This window comes from uncultured Tateyamaria sp. (assembly GCF_947503045.1).
GTDB lineage: Bacteria > Pseudomonadota > Alphaproteobacteria > Rhodobacterales > Rhodobacteraceae > Tateyamaria.
Genome location: NZ_CANNCF010000005.1, coordinates 275,477 through 291,087 on the forward strand (window position 1 = coordinate 275,477; position 15,611 = coordinate 291,087).

Genomic DNA, 15,611 nt, shown 5'->3' on the forward strand with positions numbered 1-15,611 from the left:
AATCGTGGAAATGGTACGAAATGGGACTTGTTTGGTGCGAAATCGTATTATATCAACTCACGTAGTTCGAAATCGTACCAATAGGAGAAACCCATGACCCTGACCCGTCGCAAGACACTCGCCCTGTTGGGGGGCGGCACCATTCTGGCCGCCACGGCCGCTGCCGGAGTGAGCGTGACCCGCATGCCCGAGACGGCGTTTGCCCCCTGGGCGGCGGCGGGGACTTATTCGGAACCTCGGATGCGGGCGCTGAGCTATGCGATCCTTGCGCCCAATCCACACAATCGCCAGCCGTGGCTGGTGGATTTGCGCAAAGACGGTGAGGTGACCCTGTACGTGGACACCGACCGGTTGCTGCCCCACACCGATCCGTTCAGCCGCCAGATCGTGATTGGTCTGGGCTGCTTTCTTGAGGTGTTGGCGCTGGCGGCGGCGCAGGATGGCTATGGGGTCGAGTTTGATCTGTTTCCGGACGGGTCCGACATCAATGCACTGGATTCCCGCCCCGTCGCTGTGGCCCGCTTAATCCCCGATGCGGCAACGCCCGAACCTGCACTGTTTGATCAGGTCATGGCGCGCCGGTCGCTGAAAGAGCCGTTTGATACAACGCGCACAGTTGATCCGGCCACTCTGGCTGGCGTTCTGGCGGCAGCGCGGCGCACATCCGTTGCAGGCTCGGTCGACCCGGGCGACGTCGCGGAACTGCGCGAGATCAGCCATGCCGCCCTGCGCATCGAGCTGGACACGCCCCGCACCTATCAGGAGAGCGTCGATCTGTTCCGTATCGGCAGCCGCGAAGTGGCGGCCAATCCCGATGGCATCGATTTTACGGGTCCGATGTTCGAGGCGATGGCGTTGACGGGCATGTTCACGCGGGAAGGGGCGCTGGATCGCTCGTCCATGGCCTATTCCGAAGGCGAAAAGGCGGTCTTTGCCAACACGGACACGGCGATGGGCCATCTGTGGCAGGTCACACGGGGCAATACCCGCGCTGATCAGATCGAGGCCGGGCGCGACTGGGTGCGGTTGAACCTCGCCACGGCCGCGGCCGGTCTGGGGATGCAACCGCTGAGCCAGGGCCTGCAGGAATACCCGGAAATGTCTGGCATCTACGATCAATTGCACAAGCGGCTGGCCCCGGACGGGGGAACCGTGCAAATGTTTGCCCGGATTGGATATGGCCCCGAGGTGGGTCAGAGTCCGCGCTGGCCATTGGAAAGCAAATTCGTGCATGCCTGACCCGTCACCCGCCGTGTTCTTTGAGGTATTCAACGAGATCGGCATTATCGAACAGTTGAGCCGCGCCATTTTGGAGGCGCGGCTGCCGGACGGGCTGATCGCGCCGCATTTCACTGTGTTGAACCATCTGTGTCGCGTGAGCGACGGGCAGACGCCGATGCATATGGCGCGCGCCTTTCAGGTGCCCAAGACTTCGATGACCCACACGCTGAAAGTGCTGGAAGAGCGCGGGCTGGTGGCCTTGCGCCCGAACCCCGAGGACGGGCGGTCGAAATGCGTGTGGTTGACGGACGAGGGGAGGGATTTGCGCGACGGGACCATTGCCGCCCTTGGTCCTGATCTGGCGCAGCTGGCCCAAGGGTTTGATCTGGACCGGCTGGTCGACATCAAGCCGGTGCTCACGGATTTGCGTATCTTTCTCGACCGTGCCCGCGACGGCTGAGGTCGGCGCACACGCAAGTGCGCCTTACACCATTGCCCCGCGCCGCGCTGCACGCTAAATGCGCCGCCATGACAGATCGCCCCCATCGCAATTTTTATGGCCGTATCAAGGGCAAGACCCTGAAGGACAGCCAACGGACCTATCTGGCCGAGGACCTCGACGCGCTGTCGCCGGGGCCCGTGTCCTGGGAGGACAATCCCGACCGGGTGCCGTTGGACCTTGAGGCCCTGTTTGGCGGGCGGCCTGTGTGGCTTGAGGTCGGCTTTGGCGGCGGCGAGCATCTGGTGCATCAGGCCGGTCTGAACCCGGATGTCGGCATCATCGGGGCAGAGCCTTACATCAACGGTGTTGCGATGCTGCTGGGCAAGATCCGCCGTGCCGGTGTCGACAATCTGGCGGTGCATCCCGGCGATGCGCGCGATCTGATGGATGTGCTGCCGGAGGCGAGCATTGCGCGTGCCTTTCTGCTCTATCCCGATCCCTGGCCCAAGACCCGGCATCACCGCCGCCGGTTCGTGACACCCGAGCATCTGGACCCCCTGGCCCGCGTGATGCAGCCCGGCGCTGTGCTGCGCGTGGCGACCGACATTCCCGATTACGTGCGCCAGACGCTGGAAGAAGTGCCCAAGGCCGGGTTCGAGTGGCTCGCCGAGCGTCCATCCGACTGGCGCGCGCCGTGGGACGACTGGCTGAGCACGCGTTATGAGCAGAAGGCGCTGCGCGAGGGGCGGGTGCCGCATTATCTGACGTTTCGTCGCTTGGGCTGAGGGTTTGGGGGGGGGCGCTGCCCCCGGCCTTGCGGCCTCCCCCGTGGTATTTTTGGTCAGAAGAAATGCAAGAGGGTCGCGCCGGTCTGGACGGGCCTTTCGCGGGCGGATAGGTGTGCCGCGAATAAACAGATGCGAGATCAGCCATGTCCAGCCACGGTGACCCTATCCCGATGACCTCTGCCCCCTGCGGCCCCTTGTCGGGCGTGGCGGACGTGCCCGGCGACAAGTCGATTTCGCACCGCTCGTTGATCCTTGGGGCGCTGGCGGTGGGTGAGACCACCATTCAGGGCCTGCTGGAAGGGCAGGATGTGCTGGACACCGCCAAGGCGATGCGCGCCTTTGGCGCCGAGGTCACCGATCACGGTGGCGGGCGGTGGTCTGTGCACGGTGTCGGTGTCGGTGGATTTGCCGAGCCGGAACAGGTGATTGATTGCGGCAATTCGGGCACCGGCGTGCGTTTGATCATGGGCGCGATGGCGACCTCGCCTATTGCGGCGACCTTTACCGGTGATGCGAGCCTGAACAAGCGCCCGATGGCGCGGGTGACCGACCCGTTGGCGCTGTTTGGTTGCGAGGCGGTGGGTCGCGACGGCGGGCGTTTGCCCATGACGCTGGTGGGTGCGGCGGGCCCTGTGCCGGTGCGCTATAGCGTGCCGATGCCGTCGGCCCAGGTGAAATCCGCGGTGCTGCTGGCAGGCCTCAACGCGCCCGGCGAGACGGTGGTGGTCGAGGCCGAGGCGACACGCGATCACACCGAGCGGATGCTGGCGGGTTTTGGCGCCGAAATCAGCACCGAGGTGACGCAAGAGGGCCGGGTCATCACCCTGAAGGGCCGCCCCGAGTTGAAGCCGCAGCATATCGACGTTCCCCGCGATCCGTCCTCGGCCGCCTTTCCGGTCTGTGCGGCGCTGATCGTGCCCGGCTCGGACGTGTTGGTGCCGACCATCGGGCTGAACCCGACGCGGGCGGGGCTGTTCACCACGCTGCGCGAGATGGGCGCGGATCTGACCTATGAGAACGAGCGGATCGAGGGTGGAGAGCCTGTCGCGGATCTGCGCGTGCGCTTTTCGCCCGACCTCAAAGGCATTACCGTGCCCGAAGAGCGCGCGGCCAGCATGATCGATGAATACCCTGTTCTGTCGGTTGTGGCTGCCTTTGCCCAAGGCGAGACGCATATGCCAGGCGTCAAGGAACTGCGCGTGAAGGAAAGCGACCGGATTGCCGCCATGGCGGATGGGTTGCGCGCCGCTGGCGTCGGAGTTGAGGATGGGCCGGACTGGTGGACTGTGCTGGGCCTTGGACATGGCAATGTGCGGGGCGGGGTGCGCTGCGCCAGCCATCTGGATCACCGGATTGCCATGTCCTTCCTTGTGATGGGGATGGCCACGCAAAATCCGATGTCGGTCGATGATGGCGGGCCCATTGCGACGTCTTTTCCGATCTTTGAACCGCTCATGGCGGGCCTTGGGGCGCAGGTGACCCGGGACAGTGCAGGGTGATTGGCACGCAGCCCTTTACCGTCGCCATTGATGGCCCTGCCGCTGCCGGAAAGGGCACGATTGGACGGGCGATTGCGGAACGGTTCGGGCTGGCGCATCTGGACACCGGGCTGCTGTACCGCGCGGTCGGGGCGCAGGTGTTGACCGGTGCGGACCCGGTGGAGGCCGCGCAAGGCTTGAACGCACAGGCGTTGGAGAATGATGCGCTGCGCACGGCTGCGGTGGCGCAAGAGGCCAGTAAAGTGGCCGTCATCCCCGAAGTGCGCGCGGCCCTTCTGGATTTTCAGCGTGCTTTTGCCCGTCGGGCGGGCGGCGCTGTGCTGGACGGGCGCGACATTTGCACCGTGATCTGCCCGCAGGCCGAGGTGAAACTGTTTGTGACGGCCTCGCCCGAGGTGCGTGCGCGCCGCCGCTTTGACGAGTTGGAGGCGCGCGGTCATGGCCCGGTGTTTGAAGACGTGCTGCGCGATGTCGAGACGCGTGACCGGCGCGACAGTGAACGCAGCGCGGCCCCTTTGAAACCTGCGATCGGGGCCGAAGTGCTGGATACGTCCGAGATGGGGATCGAGGCGGCTGTGGCGGCGGCGATTGCCTTTGTGGAACAGGCGCGGGGCTAAACAGTTCCCCGGAGTGTTTTTCTGTGTGCCGTCCCGGACTCGAGGCAGTTGCGCGGATGCCGGGCTGCACCAGCCTGGCGCTTGTTAGGCCGCGTGTGCGCCGTCCGACAAGGATTTCACAAAAGCCAGCACGTCTTCGGTGCTGTCACCAGCACCGATCTTGCTGACGATGGCCGAGCCGACCACGGCCCCGTCCGCCACCGATGCGATGGCGCGGGATTTTTCGGGCGTGTTGATGCCAAAGCCGACGATAATGGGCAGGTCGGTCGCCGCCTTGATCCGCGCCACTTCGGGGCCGACATCCGTGGCTTCAGCCTCGGCCGCGCCGGTGATGCCGGTGATCGAGACGTAATAGACAAAGCCGGAGGTGTTTTGCAGCACGCGGGGCAGACGCTTGTCATCCGTGGTGGGCGTGGCAAGACGGATAAAGTTCAGGCCCGCAGCCTGCGCCGGAATGCACAGCTCGTTGTCTTCTTCGGGGGGCAGGTCGACGACGATCAGACCGTCTATGCCTGCGGCTTTGGCGTCCACAAGGAACTTTTCCACACCGCGTGAATAGATCGGGTTGTAATAGCCCATCAATACGATCGGGGTGGTGTCATCCTGTTCGCGAAAACTGCGCGCCAGTTCCAGCGTGCGTTCCAGCGTCATCCCCGCTTCGAGGGCGCGTTGACCGGCTAACTGGATCGTCGGACCATCGGCCATCGGATCGGTGAAGGGCAGGCCCAGTTCGATGATGTCGACACCCGCGCCGGGCAGGCCGCGCACCACTTCGAGCGAGCGGTCATAGTCGGGGTCGCCCGCCATCACGTAGGCCACGAATGCCTTTTTACCGGCTGCGTTCAATTCGCGAAATTTGGCGTCAATTCGGCTCATCGACCGGCTCCCCTTTGGTGGTCTTTGGCGACGCAATGCCGAAAAGACGCGGGGAAATCAATGCAGCAAATGAAGGCGGCTGGGCGCAAAAAACTGCGTTTGCACCCTCCCGTTGCGCCGCACGGTTCCTATATGGGGCGTATGAACTACATTCTTGCCATTCTGCTGCCGCCGCTGTCGATCCTGCTGACGGGTCGCGTGATCCTTGCCATCGTGGTGTTCCTGATCTGGATCCCCGCCCTGATTTTTTCGGGCGGGCTGACCCATCCGATGTTCATCCTGCTGGCGTGGTTCCTGATCTTTCATGCCCGTGAGGACCGGCGCGAGCGCGGGGACTTGTCTTGACCCACCAGACACCCTAGGACAGCGCCAGCTTGACAAGGGGTTGCTGACATGGGTTTCAAGATGGGCATTGTGGGCCTTCCGAATGTGGGAAAGTCCACGCTTTTCAATGCGTTGACCAAGACGGCGGCGGCGCAGGCGGCCAATTTTCCTTTTTGCACGATCGAGCCCAATGTGGGTGAGGTGGCCGTGCCGGATGATCGCCTCGACACCCTGGCGGCGATTGCGTCGTCCAAATCCATCATCCCGACCCGCATGACATTCGTCGATATCGCGGGCCTTGTGAAAGGGGCCTCCAAAGGTGAGGGGCTGGGCAACCAGTTTCTGGCCAACATCCGCGAAGTTGACGCTATCGCCCATGTGCTGCGCTGTTTCGAGGACGGCGATGTGACCCATGTGGAGGGGCGTGTCGACCCGGTGGCGGATGCCGAGACCATCGAAACCGAGCTGATGCTGGCCGATATCGAAAGCATCGAAAAGCGCCTGCAGAATATCGTGCGCAAGGTGCGTGGCGGCGACAAGGAGGCGGTCCAGCAGGAACGCCTGATGCGCGCCGCGCTGGCCGCACTCGAAGAAGGCAAGCCCGCCCGTCTGGTCGAAGTGGACGCCGAGGACCGCAAGGCGTGGACCATGCTGCAGCTTTTGACGTCGAAACCCGTGCTGTTTGTCTGCAACGTGGGCGAGGCCGAAGCGGCCAGCGGCAATGCGCATTCCGAGGCCGTGGCTGCGATGGCTGCGTCCCAGGGCAACGCCCATGTGGTGATCTCGGCCCAGATCGAGGAAGAGATCAGCCAGCTCGAACCGGACGAGGCGCAGATGTTCCTCGAAGAGATGGGGCTGGCCGAAGCGGGCCTCGACCGCCTGATCCGCGCGGGCTACGACCTCTTGCATCTGGAAACCTATTTTACCGTCGGCCCCAAGGAAGCGCGCGCCTGGACGATCAAATCCGGCACTTCGGCCCCCAAGGCCGCAGGCGTGATCCACGGCGATTTCGAAAAAGGGTTCATCCGCGCCGAAACCATCGCCTATGACGATTTCGTCGCATTGGGCGGAGAGCAGGCGGCCAAGGATGCGGGCAAGATGCGGGCAGAGGGCAAGGCATATACTGTCAAGGACGGGGATGTGCTGCACTTTTTGTTCAACACCTGAGCGGTCGGATGGGGCGCGGTTGGTGCTGGCCGGTTGGTCGCCGGGACATGCAGCGTCTGTGCCCGCGGTGCATCATGTGTCACGGGTTTTGATTTGACGCGGCTGGGTGCAGGTTTGCACTTGCCCCCAATGCCGGGCCTCTCTAAACGGGTCAGCGGAGACGTGGCCGAGTGGTCGAAGGCGCTCCCCTGCTAAGGGAGTAGGCGAGGAATCGTCTCGAGGGTTCGAATCCCTTCGTCTCCGCCATTTCACACATTGCGCTGTGATTGCCCCCTAACATTTTGAACGGCATAGAGATTTGGGGTGTTCGAAACCCCTGATCCCGGCAATACGCCAAACGCTCAGCAAATGTCAGTTTCAGCACAGTTCTTTTGTCCTCAATTCGGTCAGAAGCCCAGAGTTTCCAAGGGCTTGCCAAAAATGCCATCGCGTGTTCGAACATTTCGTCGAACGAGCGTTTTGGTTTAGGCGCACGGGCCAGTTTTTCAGCCAATATCCGCTTCTGATCTTCCAGAGATTCGATCTTTTGCTCAAAGGCTCGCAACACGGTGTCACTTGTGGTTTTGAGAATGCGATCCACCAACTCGTGGATTTGTTCGTCGATCTGCGTCAACTCACGCTTTGCGGCGTTATGTGAGGAAGTGGCGCGCGCCTCGTGTTGCCTCCAAGCTTTCTTGAGCATCGCACAGGCGAGATCACGCATTCTGGGTGCAGGCTCGACCGCGTGGAGTAGCTTTTCAAATGCACCCTCCACTTCGTCCCGTCGAATGGATTTGCGGTAGCTGTCGCAGCCCTTGTTAAAGCACATGTAGTACGGGTGTTTCTTACCCGACTTACTTTTCGACCAGCAGGAGGTCAGTGGTTTTTCGCAGTCGCCACAGGTCACAAAACCTCTCAATGGAAAGTCTTCGCTGATGTCTTTGCGGGCAGGCGCGCGCGCACCATCTGCAATGCGCTTTTGGATCGCCGAGTATTGATCATAACTGATTAGGCCCTCATGGCGGCCTTTGAGCATGCGAATGCCCCAGTTGGGGATGTCGATATAACCCGCATAGATGGGGCGTGTCAGAAGCCGTATGACTTCTTCATAGCGCACTTCGCCGCGCTTGTTCTTCGGGAATTTAGGCTCGCTTTCCAGATAGCGCTTCACTTCGCTTTGCGTTTCAAAGTGACCAACAGCAAACCCGGAGAGCGCAGTGCGGATAATCCTTGCCATGGGGTCTTTAGGGACAAGCACCTTCCCATGAGTCGGCAACTTATTGAACTGATAACCCGGAGGCGGCGGAAAGCACCAATACCCATTTGACGCACGCGCACGCATGCGGTTTCGTGTTTGTTCACCATTATGTTGCCTCTGGTGCTGGCTCACAGAGGCAAGCAGGTTTTCGATGAGTATAGAATGTGCGTCCTCGCCAAACTGCACTGACGGGCTTTCCAGCTTGCCGCCTACAGATTTCAGAGCACGTCGCAATGCCCAGTGGCTTTCGATGTCCCGAGAGAAGCGGCTGATGTCATCAATGATAACGGCAACGGCAGTGTCTTGTTGTTCAACGAATGCCAATAGGCGGTTGAAGGATGGGCGATGCAATTTGCCTCCCGAAACGGCCCTGTCGGGGAACACCTCGAGAATGTCATACCCTAAGCGTTTGGCATGTTCGCGGCATCTGGTCTCCTGACTGTCGAGGCCATGCCCTTCCTTGAGTTGGCGCTTGGAGGATACGCGACAGTAAATAACTGCTTTCGTGATCTGGGTTTGGTCCTTTTCGTCTATCACGCTCATTCTGCGGCCTCCTTGAATCTGTTTTTGAGTTTGATCCCTTTGTCTATGTCGTCTGGGTCCAGCAGAACGGCATTGATTGCCTGGCTGGCAGTGTCTGCCCCAAAGCCCAATGCTGCAAATTGTACCATGATGGACCATAGCAGCGCCAAAAATTCCTCTTGTTGATCCACTGGAATTTCTGAGCCGTCGAGGTAGTGCGCGAACTCCGCAAAATCGTTCTGCGCTGTATTCGTTACTTCAATATCTTTCGTCGTCACATCTTCCTACTTTCGTGTCTTAAATGTTCATGTTTTTCCTTTCGGTTTATGATTGCCCTTGCGAGAACAAAAATAGAACATTGAGCCACATTTTGAACTCTGTCAAGGACAATCTCTGGTTGTTATCGATCTCTATGAGCTTGCTGATCCCGATCATTGCGCTGCGCATTTTGCCGTGCTGCCAACTCCTCCATGCGTTCTTCGCGGGACGGACCATTTTGCCCGACCTCGCGCTGCAATTGACCTGTGCGCGAATATGACGCGCGGGCCAGTTCAGCCAGACGCAAAAGATCGCCCTTATTGAACCCGTTCGTATCGCGGACTTTGCCTTCCGCATCGCGATATGTCTTTGAAAATGTCGTTGTGAAGAACGGGCCTTTTTCGCCCGTGTTTTCCCAGATGGAAGCTTTGATGTTCCCGTCGCGCAGTGTGTCCGTAGGTGGCGTGTTGCCCATGCTAAAAATCCTTTTCAAAAGGTTGGAGGAAGGCACACGAAGGACCCGTGCACCCCTATGAATGCACAGCCCATGTCAGGGCGAGAGCGTTGCCAAACTGTGTCTGGCACTGCTAATTTACTGAATTTTGGCTGTGTCGAAAACGTATCGCAAAGCGTCGGAAATGGGAAATGACATTAATCGTGCGTTTTATTTCGGTTTGTCACAATGGGCTATCAATCCAGTCTTCGCTGTGGTGCCGGACGCGCAAGACAAGAATGCCATCTTCGTCATCCTTGTAGACGATCAAATGGCTTTCGTAGCGGTAGACACGGACTGGTGGATCAATTTCTGAGCGCAGCGGCGCTAGCTTTGGTGATTGCGACAGGCGCTCGAAAGCCCGCTCCAAACCAGACAAGTAGGCCCGGCGCTGTTGCAATCCCCAGGTCTTTTGCGTGTATTCGCCAATACTCGTGATATCGCGCACAGCTTTCTTGCTGACTTTGTAACCGCTCACAGACCCTCATCAAGTTGGCGTTGCAGGGTGTCCATGGTGAAGCCTTCGGCGATTCCGCTTTCAAGGGCCTCGTCTACAAGCCGTTGCATGGCTGTAATCTTAGCATTGCGATCCTGATCTTTACGGATGAGATCGCGTACATAGTCGCTTGCGTTGCTGTAGCGACCGCCTTGCGTCTGGGTTTCGACCCACTCTTTCATCGGGTCCGGGAGGGATACGTTCATCGTGGCCATCGTCATACTCCTTTCTCCTATTTTGGCATATATTGGCAAATATTGTCAAACATGCCCATGCGCAAGACTATACCCGCAACTTATGGTTAACGATTGTTTAAGCATCATTCGGTATAATTTTGATCAATGGATACAATATATTGTAAGAAGGTTGATTTGAGATGGGAGGCTAAAGGGCGCATCGATAGCGCTGCGCATGCTGGCATTCGCAGCGTCGGGGTGATCACCCCGACCGACCTTTCCAAGAGAGGTACGGCATGAGCGATGAGGACATAGAAAGTCGTATCAAACGGGATCGACAAGCTTTCGACGATCTCCAAAACGAAATAGCTGGACGCGATACAGGCCGCATACAACGTTTCGGAATTTCTGCCGCCCGCGACTCTGACGCCAAGCAGGCCGCCAAAAAAGAAAGGGCATATCGTGATGCACTGCACCGTTTGCTGATGACGGACCCAGAGTATCGCAAGCTCCACGAAGACTTAGGCACGGCCTTGAGCGACGCGGAAACAACAGCCGATACAGAAATCACCCGTATGGAAAACCAATTGGCTCAAGCAGAGGCTGAACTTGATGACATGCGGGCAAGCGCGCCCAAGATCGACGGCAAGGCCATCTTCAGTGCAAAAGATGGCCGTGTAATCGACGAGAATGGCAATGAAGTCGTCGGACTACTGGCAGATGACATCGTATGGCCGCCCAATGCAGTCAGCGCGGATGACTATCTCACCGCCAAAAGCGCCGCAGAGGACACGCGGGTGGCGCTAGATACGTGGCGTGGATACCGTCAAGACACACTTGGCGACATGCGCGATAGCTATGAGGATGGCGACATCCCGATGACCAAAGACGAAATGCGGGATGCCCTAGAGCAAATCAAAACAACCAAACCTACAAATGTGGTGGAGCCTGACAGAGGTGTCGACTCAGCTTCCTTCACCAATGATACTTCACCAACCGCATTCCCTCAACTCTAGCGCCCTCAAAAAGACCCGCAGTCGGACTCCATTGTCACGACGAGTACAGAACTAGGGTGGAAGTCTGGGAATTGCCGGATGTTCTCTAGTATTCCTTTTAGCCCCACATCACTGATGCCGCCGTTCTCGGCAAAGAAGCTCTTCCCCAAACATTCAGATAGCTCAGGCTTCACACGAGCAGCGATGGACCCGGCCATTACTAGCTGAGTTTGCAAATAGTTGGCCTGTCGCTCTGCATCCCATTCGAGAAACGCAGCTCCGGTGAGGCCATCAGCATATGAAATCTGTGGACAACACAGCGCTGCAAGCAAGCTCAGCTTTGCTGCTCCACCTCGAAATGTTCCAATCAAAACCGAGGGTTATTGACTATGAACGATAGGAGCGAAATGATGAAAATTCGACTAACGCAAGGCCTTGTTTTCTGGGGCTTTCAAGATGTGATGAAAGATGAGGAGGCCGAAAATGGTGTACTGGCAAAACCCCTCGTTTTTGCCAGAGGAGAAGTGCCATGATCCGACGAGAAAACTTCCTCATGGGACCAATTCAAGACCTTGCACCCACGGCACGGCTTGTTGGCTACGCACGCGTGTCCACTGAAGACCAAAAACTCGACATGCAGCTTGATTGCCTCAAAGCTGCGGGTTGCGACAAGGTTTTCTACGATCACGGGATTTCCGGCGGAAAGGCCGATAGGCCAGGACTGGAAGAAGCACTTAATCACGTCATCGAAGGCGACATGCTTATTGTCTACAAGCTCGACAGATTGGGCCGCTCTGTGCTTCACCTAGCTGATCTACTGGCCCGCCTTGACAACCAAGACGTACAGTTTTGGTCGCTTACAGAAGGCATCAACACTGCTACATCTGGCGGCAAGCTTATCTACCATATCTTCGCTGCCGTGGCTGAATTCCACCGCGACTTGATCCGTGAAAACACGCGCAATGGCTTACGCGCTGCCCGTGAGCGTGGATCAAGGGTTGGCAGACCGAGGCTTATGTCGATTGAGGACATAGTGAAAGCGCATCGTTGGATGCAGCAAGAAGGACAAGCCGCCAGTCAGATTGCCAAACGTTTTCATGTGTCTGAGAGCACTCTTTACAGGAGTGTGCGACGCTTATCTCTCGACTGCTTCAATCCGCTTTAGTTCGAAGAAACTAGTAATTTGAAGGGATTCGACTCGATCACACTTAAATTGTTCTGCTTCCGAGAAAGAAATGGTGTGGGCATATAGTATCCGCATCCAAATCGGACTACTTTATACAAAATCCAAATTCTTCACAATCACAATCACAATCACAATCACAATCACAATCACAAAGCACAAACTCTGACACACGACCAGGAAAATGACTAATTTTTTGATTTTGCTTGCAAATTTTTCGATGCGTTTACCAACTAACGTTGGACGACCGGGGCCTGAAAGTTTTCTGGATTGAGCCGAATATCGATTTGAAAAACAGCACTCATGGCCTGTTGAATTGCAATGGGTACGGACATGGATCGCAAGTAGAGAACCGAAATTTAGACATTTTTGAGCATACTCGTACGGCCAGTCAAGCAGACTTATTCCACTGTACTATGTCAAAGTTGGTTTGGTTTTTTAGGCGAAGTAGAGGAAACCTAGTCGGGGCGACAGAGTTCCACAGAAACCGCGCGCAATACGCGGCTGGGACGACTCGATCAAGAACTGGGGATGGATTAATGCTTTTTCTGAGGAGACCTCGAAGCGGCGGCAAGAACATTGACCCAAGGCCGATTGCATCCCTGGAATTCAAGCAAACTGGAAAGAGGAGTTTTGGCAGAGTAGCGTAGTATTGACACTTGTGCGTGTATTGTGCTCCGGTCCAATGGAAGAATTGGAAAAATTATTAATTTTCGGAGACGTAGGATGAAGCTGTTCGCTGCCATGTTCTTGATTTCATACCCAATAACCGCTTTCGCAACATGCGATGTGTCCATGCTGCCGAGCAACAATGGAATCGACAAAAACGGAATCTACTATTCAACTAGTGGAAGAGAACGAGACGCGGTTCGCGTGCGCCTGCTTGATATGAATGGACCAGGTGGCGATGGAACTGAATTGACCATGGCCGAAGGCGAAAATCTGGCATACTCTTCAAAGGGTAGGCTTTTCATTCGAACAGGCGTAGGAAGTGAGCCATGGTTGAACCTGACGGTGCCGCGTGCCGGTGAAGAAGCAGTTTCAATAACCACGCAGACGAGATCAGTCTCACATCACGAACCGGCCTTTGTATCGTTATATCGCGCGCGCGTTCCAGCGACTGCTTGTTTCGTCATAGATGGTGAACAGACTTTTATTGAGGCTGACGGTATCAATCACCGTTTTGTATCTGAGGGCGACTTCGCATTGTTTCATGCTTTGCCGATAAATCGGCAATCAAACGAAACATTGAAGAAGTATCATTTTGAATTTTCAAGGAAAAATGCATCCGAATGCATAAAAACTAGAGAGGTATTTGCTCGTCGCGATGGTAAACGGGTCCTTGTGACAAGCGAGATTTACAACACGTTTCCTCGGGAGGGCGTTCCGCCGAGGCTGCTTGCAAGGGTCCTATCAGAAGCAAGTGAGGGCTTTGCTGGCATTATCATAGGTTCACCAGCATACGCTCGAACTCAGCCTACAGAAATTCCTCTCGATCAGCCGTTCGCCAATGCGGAGGTGTCCAGCTTGATGTCGTCACTACACTACATAAACGGCCAAGAAGAACAGTGTATCGGTATGCCAGTTCCGATTCCCACTGGTCGAGAAGCGAGCGCGGTGCAGGTTTTCTTTGGCGGGGACGATGCGCATCGCCGAAAAGCTGAGCAACTCGCCTCAACCGGCGAATTTTCGCCGACACTCAGCGAAATGGTTGTCAAAAAGGTTGTAGATAATGTAACTGCCGGCTTCATTCGACTGCGCTGGGGCGTCGAGTAAGTTTATCATGTTTACTAAAGAAGCGCAAAACGTGGCAGAGTCATTTCCCAGCTTTGTCAAGCTTTTGATTGCGACGAGGAATCCAATGCTAGCAGACCCACAGGCAAACACCGCGCCCGAGCGTTGGGAGACGGTGACAAAGGCAATATGGTTCGTTGTACCCTTTCATTTTTTGACCTTTTTGGGCCAAGGAGGAGACGGAGCGCTTGACGTATCGACTCTAGTTTTGGTCGGAATTGGTTCCCTCCTTGCGCTAATGTGGATAGGCACCCTAATTGGTGTAGTGCCTGTCCGAATGAATATGGAGTACGAGGTGAGAGCCAAGCACTGGGTGACAGCGCTAGTCTCCACCTGGTTCTTTAGCGTTCTCGCTGCCTCATTTGTTGCCTTAGTTATTTGGCTAACCGCTTCAGAAGCGTCTGGATGGCCCAACCTTCCGAATTGGATTTTGGAACAGCTGCTCGGGGGCACTGGACCTGATCGTCTAGTACTATCTTTGTTGGCCGCGACAGCGGGTGTCATTGGCTTGATTTCTGTTTCCAGCTTGAAAAGCAACTCGCAAGCTCAATTCTTTTCCGTTCCGACGATAGTGTTTATTGTTGTGAATTGGTTGGTGTGTGCAGCACTAATGTACATATCTTCTATGCTTTTGGCACTTTAGACCCGGCTTTGAACGTCTTGTTGTTGATGTGAGCCCATCCGCTCTTGGAGACGTTACAGACTGAGATTTTTCTCATCAGCATCTTGGCATGCAGCTATCTTCGCCCGCTAAGAATTGACGGATGCTGATCTTCGAGCAAACCGTAGCATTTAATGGGCTCCTTACAAGCATATGACAGTTTTGGTTGGTTGACTGGAGTCAGCCCAACACGGACGCTGCGTCTCATAAGCACCTGGCCTCGGGAAATTCAGCAACGACGGTGTGTTACGGGCGACTTAATATCTTTGCTAGCGCCGCTGCAATTGAAGGATCAAGTCCCCCGTCTTCATCCTTTATGATGCCGTCCGGTGTCGGTCTGAATAGGGCTGCCAAGACAATTGCTTCGTTTTCGCCGGAGACAGAACGATCTTGCGACATGGCAGCAAATGACTTCGCAAAAGCGGTTTTTTCCTCTGCATCTAGGCAGAGATGTCGCTCGCTAAGAAACATTCTGTATTGGAGGCGAACTGCCCACAGAAGTACGGAAAACGTAACCAAAATGCTGGCAACCAAAATTGGACCTTCATAGCTGAACCCGAGCTCGCAACGCTCCATGTTGTTTTCGGTTACGCAAATCTGCCTTGAAAACGCGTCCGCAATCCTGCGACCATACTGCACCGCTGTTGCAATTGCAGATAACACTGTAACACCGCCAAGTATAATGAACGCCCAAAGAAAACGCATTGATCTTTTGTTGTGTGTATCGGCCCTTTGTCCCCAGAGCACGACAGGGGCATCTTGTTTGATGTGTGCCTGGTAGTCAGACTGGACCTGTCGCGCTTTCGTGCCGCCCCAAGTGCTCGTTTAAGCCACTTTTCTTTCGAATGCGACGGGGCTTTTC

The 15,611-nt window shown here is 56.5% G+C and carries 18 protein-coding genes, 1 tRNA gene and 2 pseudogenes; 13 read left to right on the forward strand and 8 right to left on the reverse strand.

Annotated features, from left to right (window positions below; all coding sequences use genetic code 11):
- Positions 1-93: 93 nt before the first annotated feature.
- The 5 genes from Q1A89_RS20100 (at position 94) to Q1A89_RS20120 (ending at position 4,567) form a co-directional block, all read left to right on the forward strand.
- Complete coding sequence (locus Q1A89_RS20100; RefSeq protein ID WP_299732775.1) at positions 94-1,239, forward strand: twin-arginine translocation pathway signal protein; 1,146 nt, start codon at positions 94-96, stop codon at positions 1,237-1,239.
- Positions 1,232-1,681: a MarR family transcriptional regulator gene (locus Q1A89_RS20105; protein ID WP_299732778.1), complete on the forward strand. Its 450-nt coding sequence runs from the start codon at positions 1,232-1,234 to the stop codon at positions 1,679-1,681. Before Q1A89_RS20100 ends, Q1A89_RS20105 begins: the two co-directional genes overlap by 8 nt.
- A 68-nt stretch (positions 1,682-1,749) precedes the next feature.
- Positions 1,750-2,448, forward strand: coding sequence for a tRNA (guanine(46)-N(7))-methyltransferase TrmB (locus Q1A89_RS20110; RefSeq protein ID WP_299732781.1), 699 nt, complete (start codon positions 1,750-1,752; stop codon positions 2,446-2,448).
- Between the two features lie 146 nt (positions 2,449-2,594).
- The gene (aroA, locus tag Q1A89_RS20115; RefSeq protein ID WP_299732784.1) at positions 2,595-3,950 is read left to right on the forward strand and encodes a 3-phosphoshikimate 1-carboxyvinyltransferase; all 1,356 of its coding nucleotides are present in this window, start codon (positions 2,595-2,597) and stop codon (positions 3,948-3,950) included.
- Positions 3,947-4,567, forward strand: a complete 621-nt coding sequence (locus Q1A89_RS20120) for a d(CMP) kinase (protein ID WP_299732787.1) — start codon at positions 3,947-3,949, stop codon at positions 4,565-4,567. Before aroA ends, Q1A89_RS20120 begins: the two co-directional genes overlap by 4 nt.
- 84 nt (positions 4,568-4,651) lie before the next feature.
- On the opposite strand, the gene trpA is transcribed toward Q1A89_RS20120, so the two are convergent.
- Positions 4,652-5,443 carry a tryptophan synthase subunit alpha gene (gene trpA / locus Q1A89_RS20125; protein ID WP_299732790.1) on the reverse strand — a complete coding sequence of 264 codons (792 nt, stop codon included), beginning with the start codon at positions 5,441-5,443 and terminating at the stop codon, positions 4,652-4,654.
- A 141-nt stretch (positions 5,444-5,584) separates the two neighbouring features.
- On the opposite strand from trpA, the gene Q1A89_RS20130 reads away from it, so the two are divergent.
- From Q1A89_RS20130 to Q1A89_RS20145, 4 genes are all read left to right on the forward strand, one after another.
- A complete protein-coding gene (locus Q1A89_RS20130) occupies positions 5,585-5,788 on the forward strand; it encodes a hypothetical protein (protein ID WP_299732793.1) in 204 nt (67 codons plus the stop codon).
- A 48-nt stretch (positions 5,789-5,836) separates the two neighbouring features.
- Complete coding sequence (ychF, locus tag Q1A89_RS20135) at positions 5,837-6,934, forward strand: redox-regulated ATPase YchF (RefSeq protein WP_299732796.1); 1,098 nt, start codon at positions 5,837-5,839, stop codon at positions 6,932-6,934.
- A 156-nt stretch (positions 6,935-7,090) separates the two neighbouring features.
- A tRNA-Ser gene (locus Q1A89_RS20140) sits at positions 7,091-7,180 on the forward strand.
- 184 nt (positions 7,181-7,364) lie between these two features.
- On the forward strand, positions 7,365-7,571 hold the full coding sequence (locus Q1A89_RS20145; RefSeq protein ID WP_299732799.1) for a hypothetical protein: 207 nt from the start codon (positions 7,365-7,367) through the stop codon (positions 7,569-7,571).
- A gap of 105 nt (positions 7,572-7,676) precedes the next feature.
- Here Q1A89_RS20145 and Q1A89_RS20150 read toward each other — a convergent pair.
- The 5 genes and pseudogenes from Q1A89_RS20150 to Q1A89_RS20170 form a co-directional block, all read right to left on the reverse strand.
- Positions 7,677-8,714: pseudogene (locus tag Q1A89_RS20150) on the reverse strand (recombinase family protein); the annotation flags it as partial.
- The gene (locus Q1A89_RS20155; RefSeq protein WP_299732802.1) at positions 8,711-8,971 is read right to left on the reverse strand and encodes a hypothetical protein; all 261 of its coding nucleotides are present in this window, start codon (positions 8,969-8,971) and stop codon (positions 8,711-8,713) included. The gene Q1A89_RS20155 and the pseudogene Q1A89_RS20150, both read right to left, overlap by 4 nt.
- 122 nt (positions 8,972-9,093) lie before the next feature.
- Positions 9,094-9,426: a hypothetical protein gene (locus Q1A89_RS20160; protein ID WP_299732805.1), complete on the reverse strand. Its 333-nt coding sequence runs from the start codon at positions 9,424-9,426 to the stop codon at positions 9,094-9,096.
- A 202-nt stretch (positions 9,427-9,628) separates the two neighbouring features.
- Positions 9,629-9,922: a type II toxin-antitoxin system RelE/ParE family toxin gene (locus tag Q1A89_RS20165; protein ID WP_299732808.1), complete on the reverse strand. Its 294-nt coding sequence runs from the start codon at positions 9,920-9,922 to the stop codon at positions 9,629-9,631.
- Positions 9,919-10,155, reverse strand: coding sequence for a type II toxin-antitoxin system ParD family antitoxin (locus tag Q1A89_RS20170; protein ID WP_299732811.1), 237 nt, complete (start codon positions 10,153-10,155; stop codon positions 9,919-9,921). Before Q1A89_RS20170 ends, Q1A89_RS20165 begins: the two co-directional genes overlap by 4 nt.
- Positions 10,156-10,412: 257 nt before the next feature.
- On the opposite strand from Q1A89_RS20170, the gene Q1A89_RS20175 reads away from it, so the two are divergent.
- Entirely contained in the window at positions 10,413-11,132 is a 720-nt protein-coding gene (locus Q1A89_RS20175) for a hypothetical protein (RefSeq protein ID WP_299732814.1), read from the forward strand.
- A gap of 5 nt (positions 11,133-11,137) precedes the next feature.
- Here the strand turns inward: Q1A89_RS20175 and Q1A89_RS20180 are convergent, their stop codons facing one another.
- Complete coding sequence (locus tag Q1A89_RS20180) at positions 11,138-11,443, reverse strand: hypothetical protein (protein WP_299732817.1); 306 nt, start codon at positions 11,441-11,443, stop codon at positions 11,138-11,140.
- 57 nt (positions 11,444-11,500) lie between these two features.
- Here Q1A89_RS20180 and Q1A89_RS20185 point away from each other — a divergent pair, with 57 nt between their 5' ends.
- The 3 genes from Q1A89_RS20185 (at position 11,501) to Q1A89_RS20195 (ending at position 14,070) form a co-directional block, all read left to right on the forward strand.
- Entirely contained in the window at positions 11,501-11,644 is a 144-nt protein-coding gene (locus tag Q1A89_RS20185) for a hypothetical protein (protein ID WP_299732819.1), read from the forward strand.
- Positions 11,641-12,276 (forward strand): recombinase family protein, encoded by a 636-nt coding sequence (locus Q1A89_RS20190; protein ID WP_299732821.1) that lies wholly within the window; start codon positions 11,641-11,643, stop codon positions 12,274-12,276. Before Q1A89_RS20185 ends, Q1A89_RS20190 begins: the two co-directional genes overlap by 4 nt.
- Positions 12,277-13,020: 744 nt before the next feature.
- The gene (locus Q1A89_RS20195) at positions 13,021-14,070 is read left to right on the forward strand and encodes a hypothetical protein (RefSeq protein WP_299732823.1); all 1,050 of its coding nucleotides are present in this window, start codon (positions 13,021-13,023) and stop codon (positions 14,068-14,070) included.
- A gap of 925 nt (positions 14,071-14,995) precedes the next feature.
- Here Q1A89_RS20195 and Q1A89_RS20200 read toward each other — a convergent pair.
- Positions 14,996-15,538 (reverse strand): annotated as a pseudogene (locus tag Q1A89_RS20200) (DUF6161 domain-containing protein); the annotation flags it as partial.
- Between the last annotated feature and the right edge of the window lie 73 nt (positions 15,539-15,611).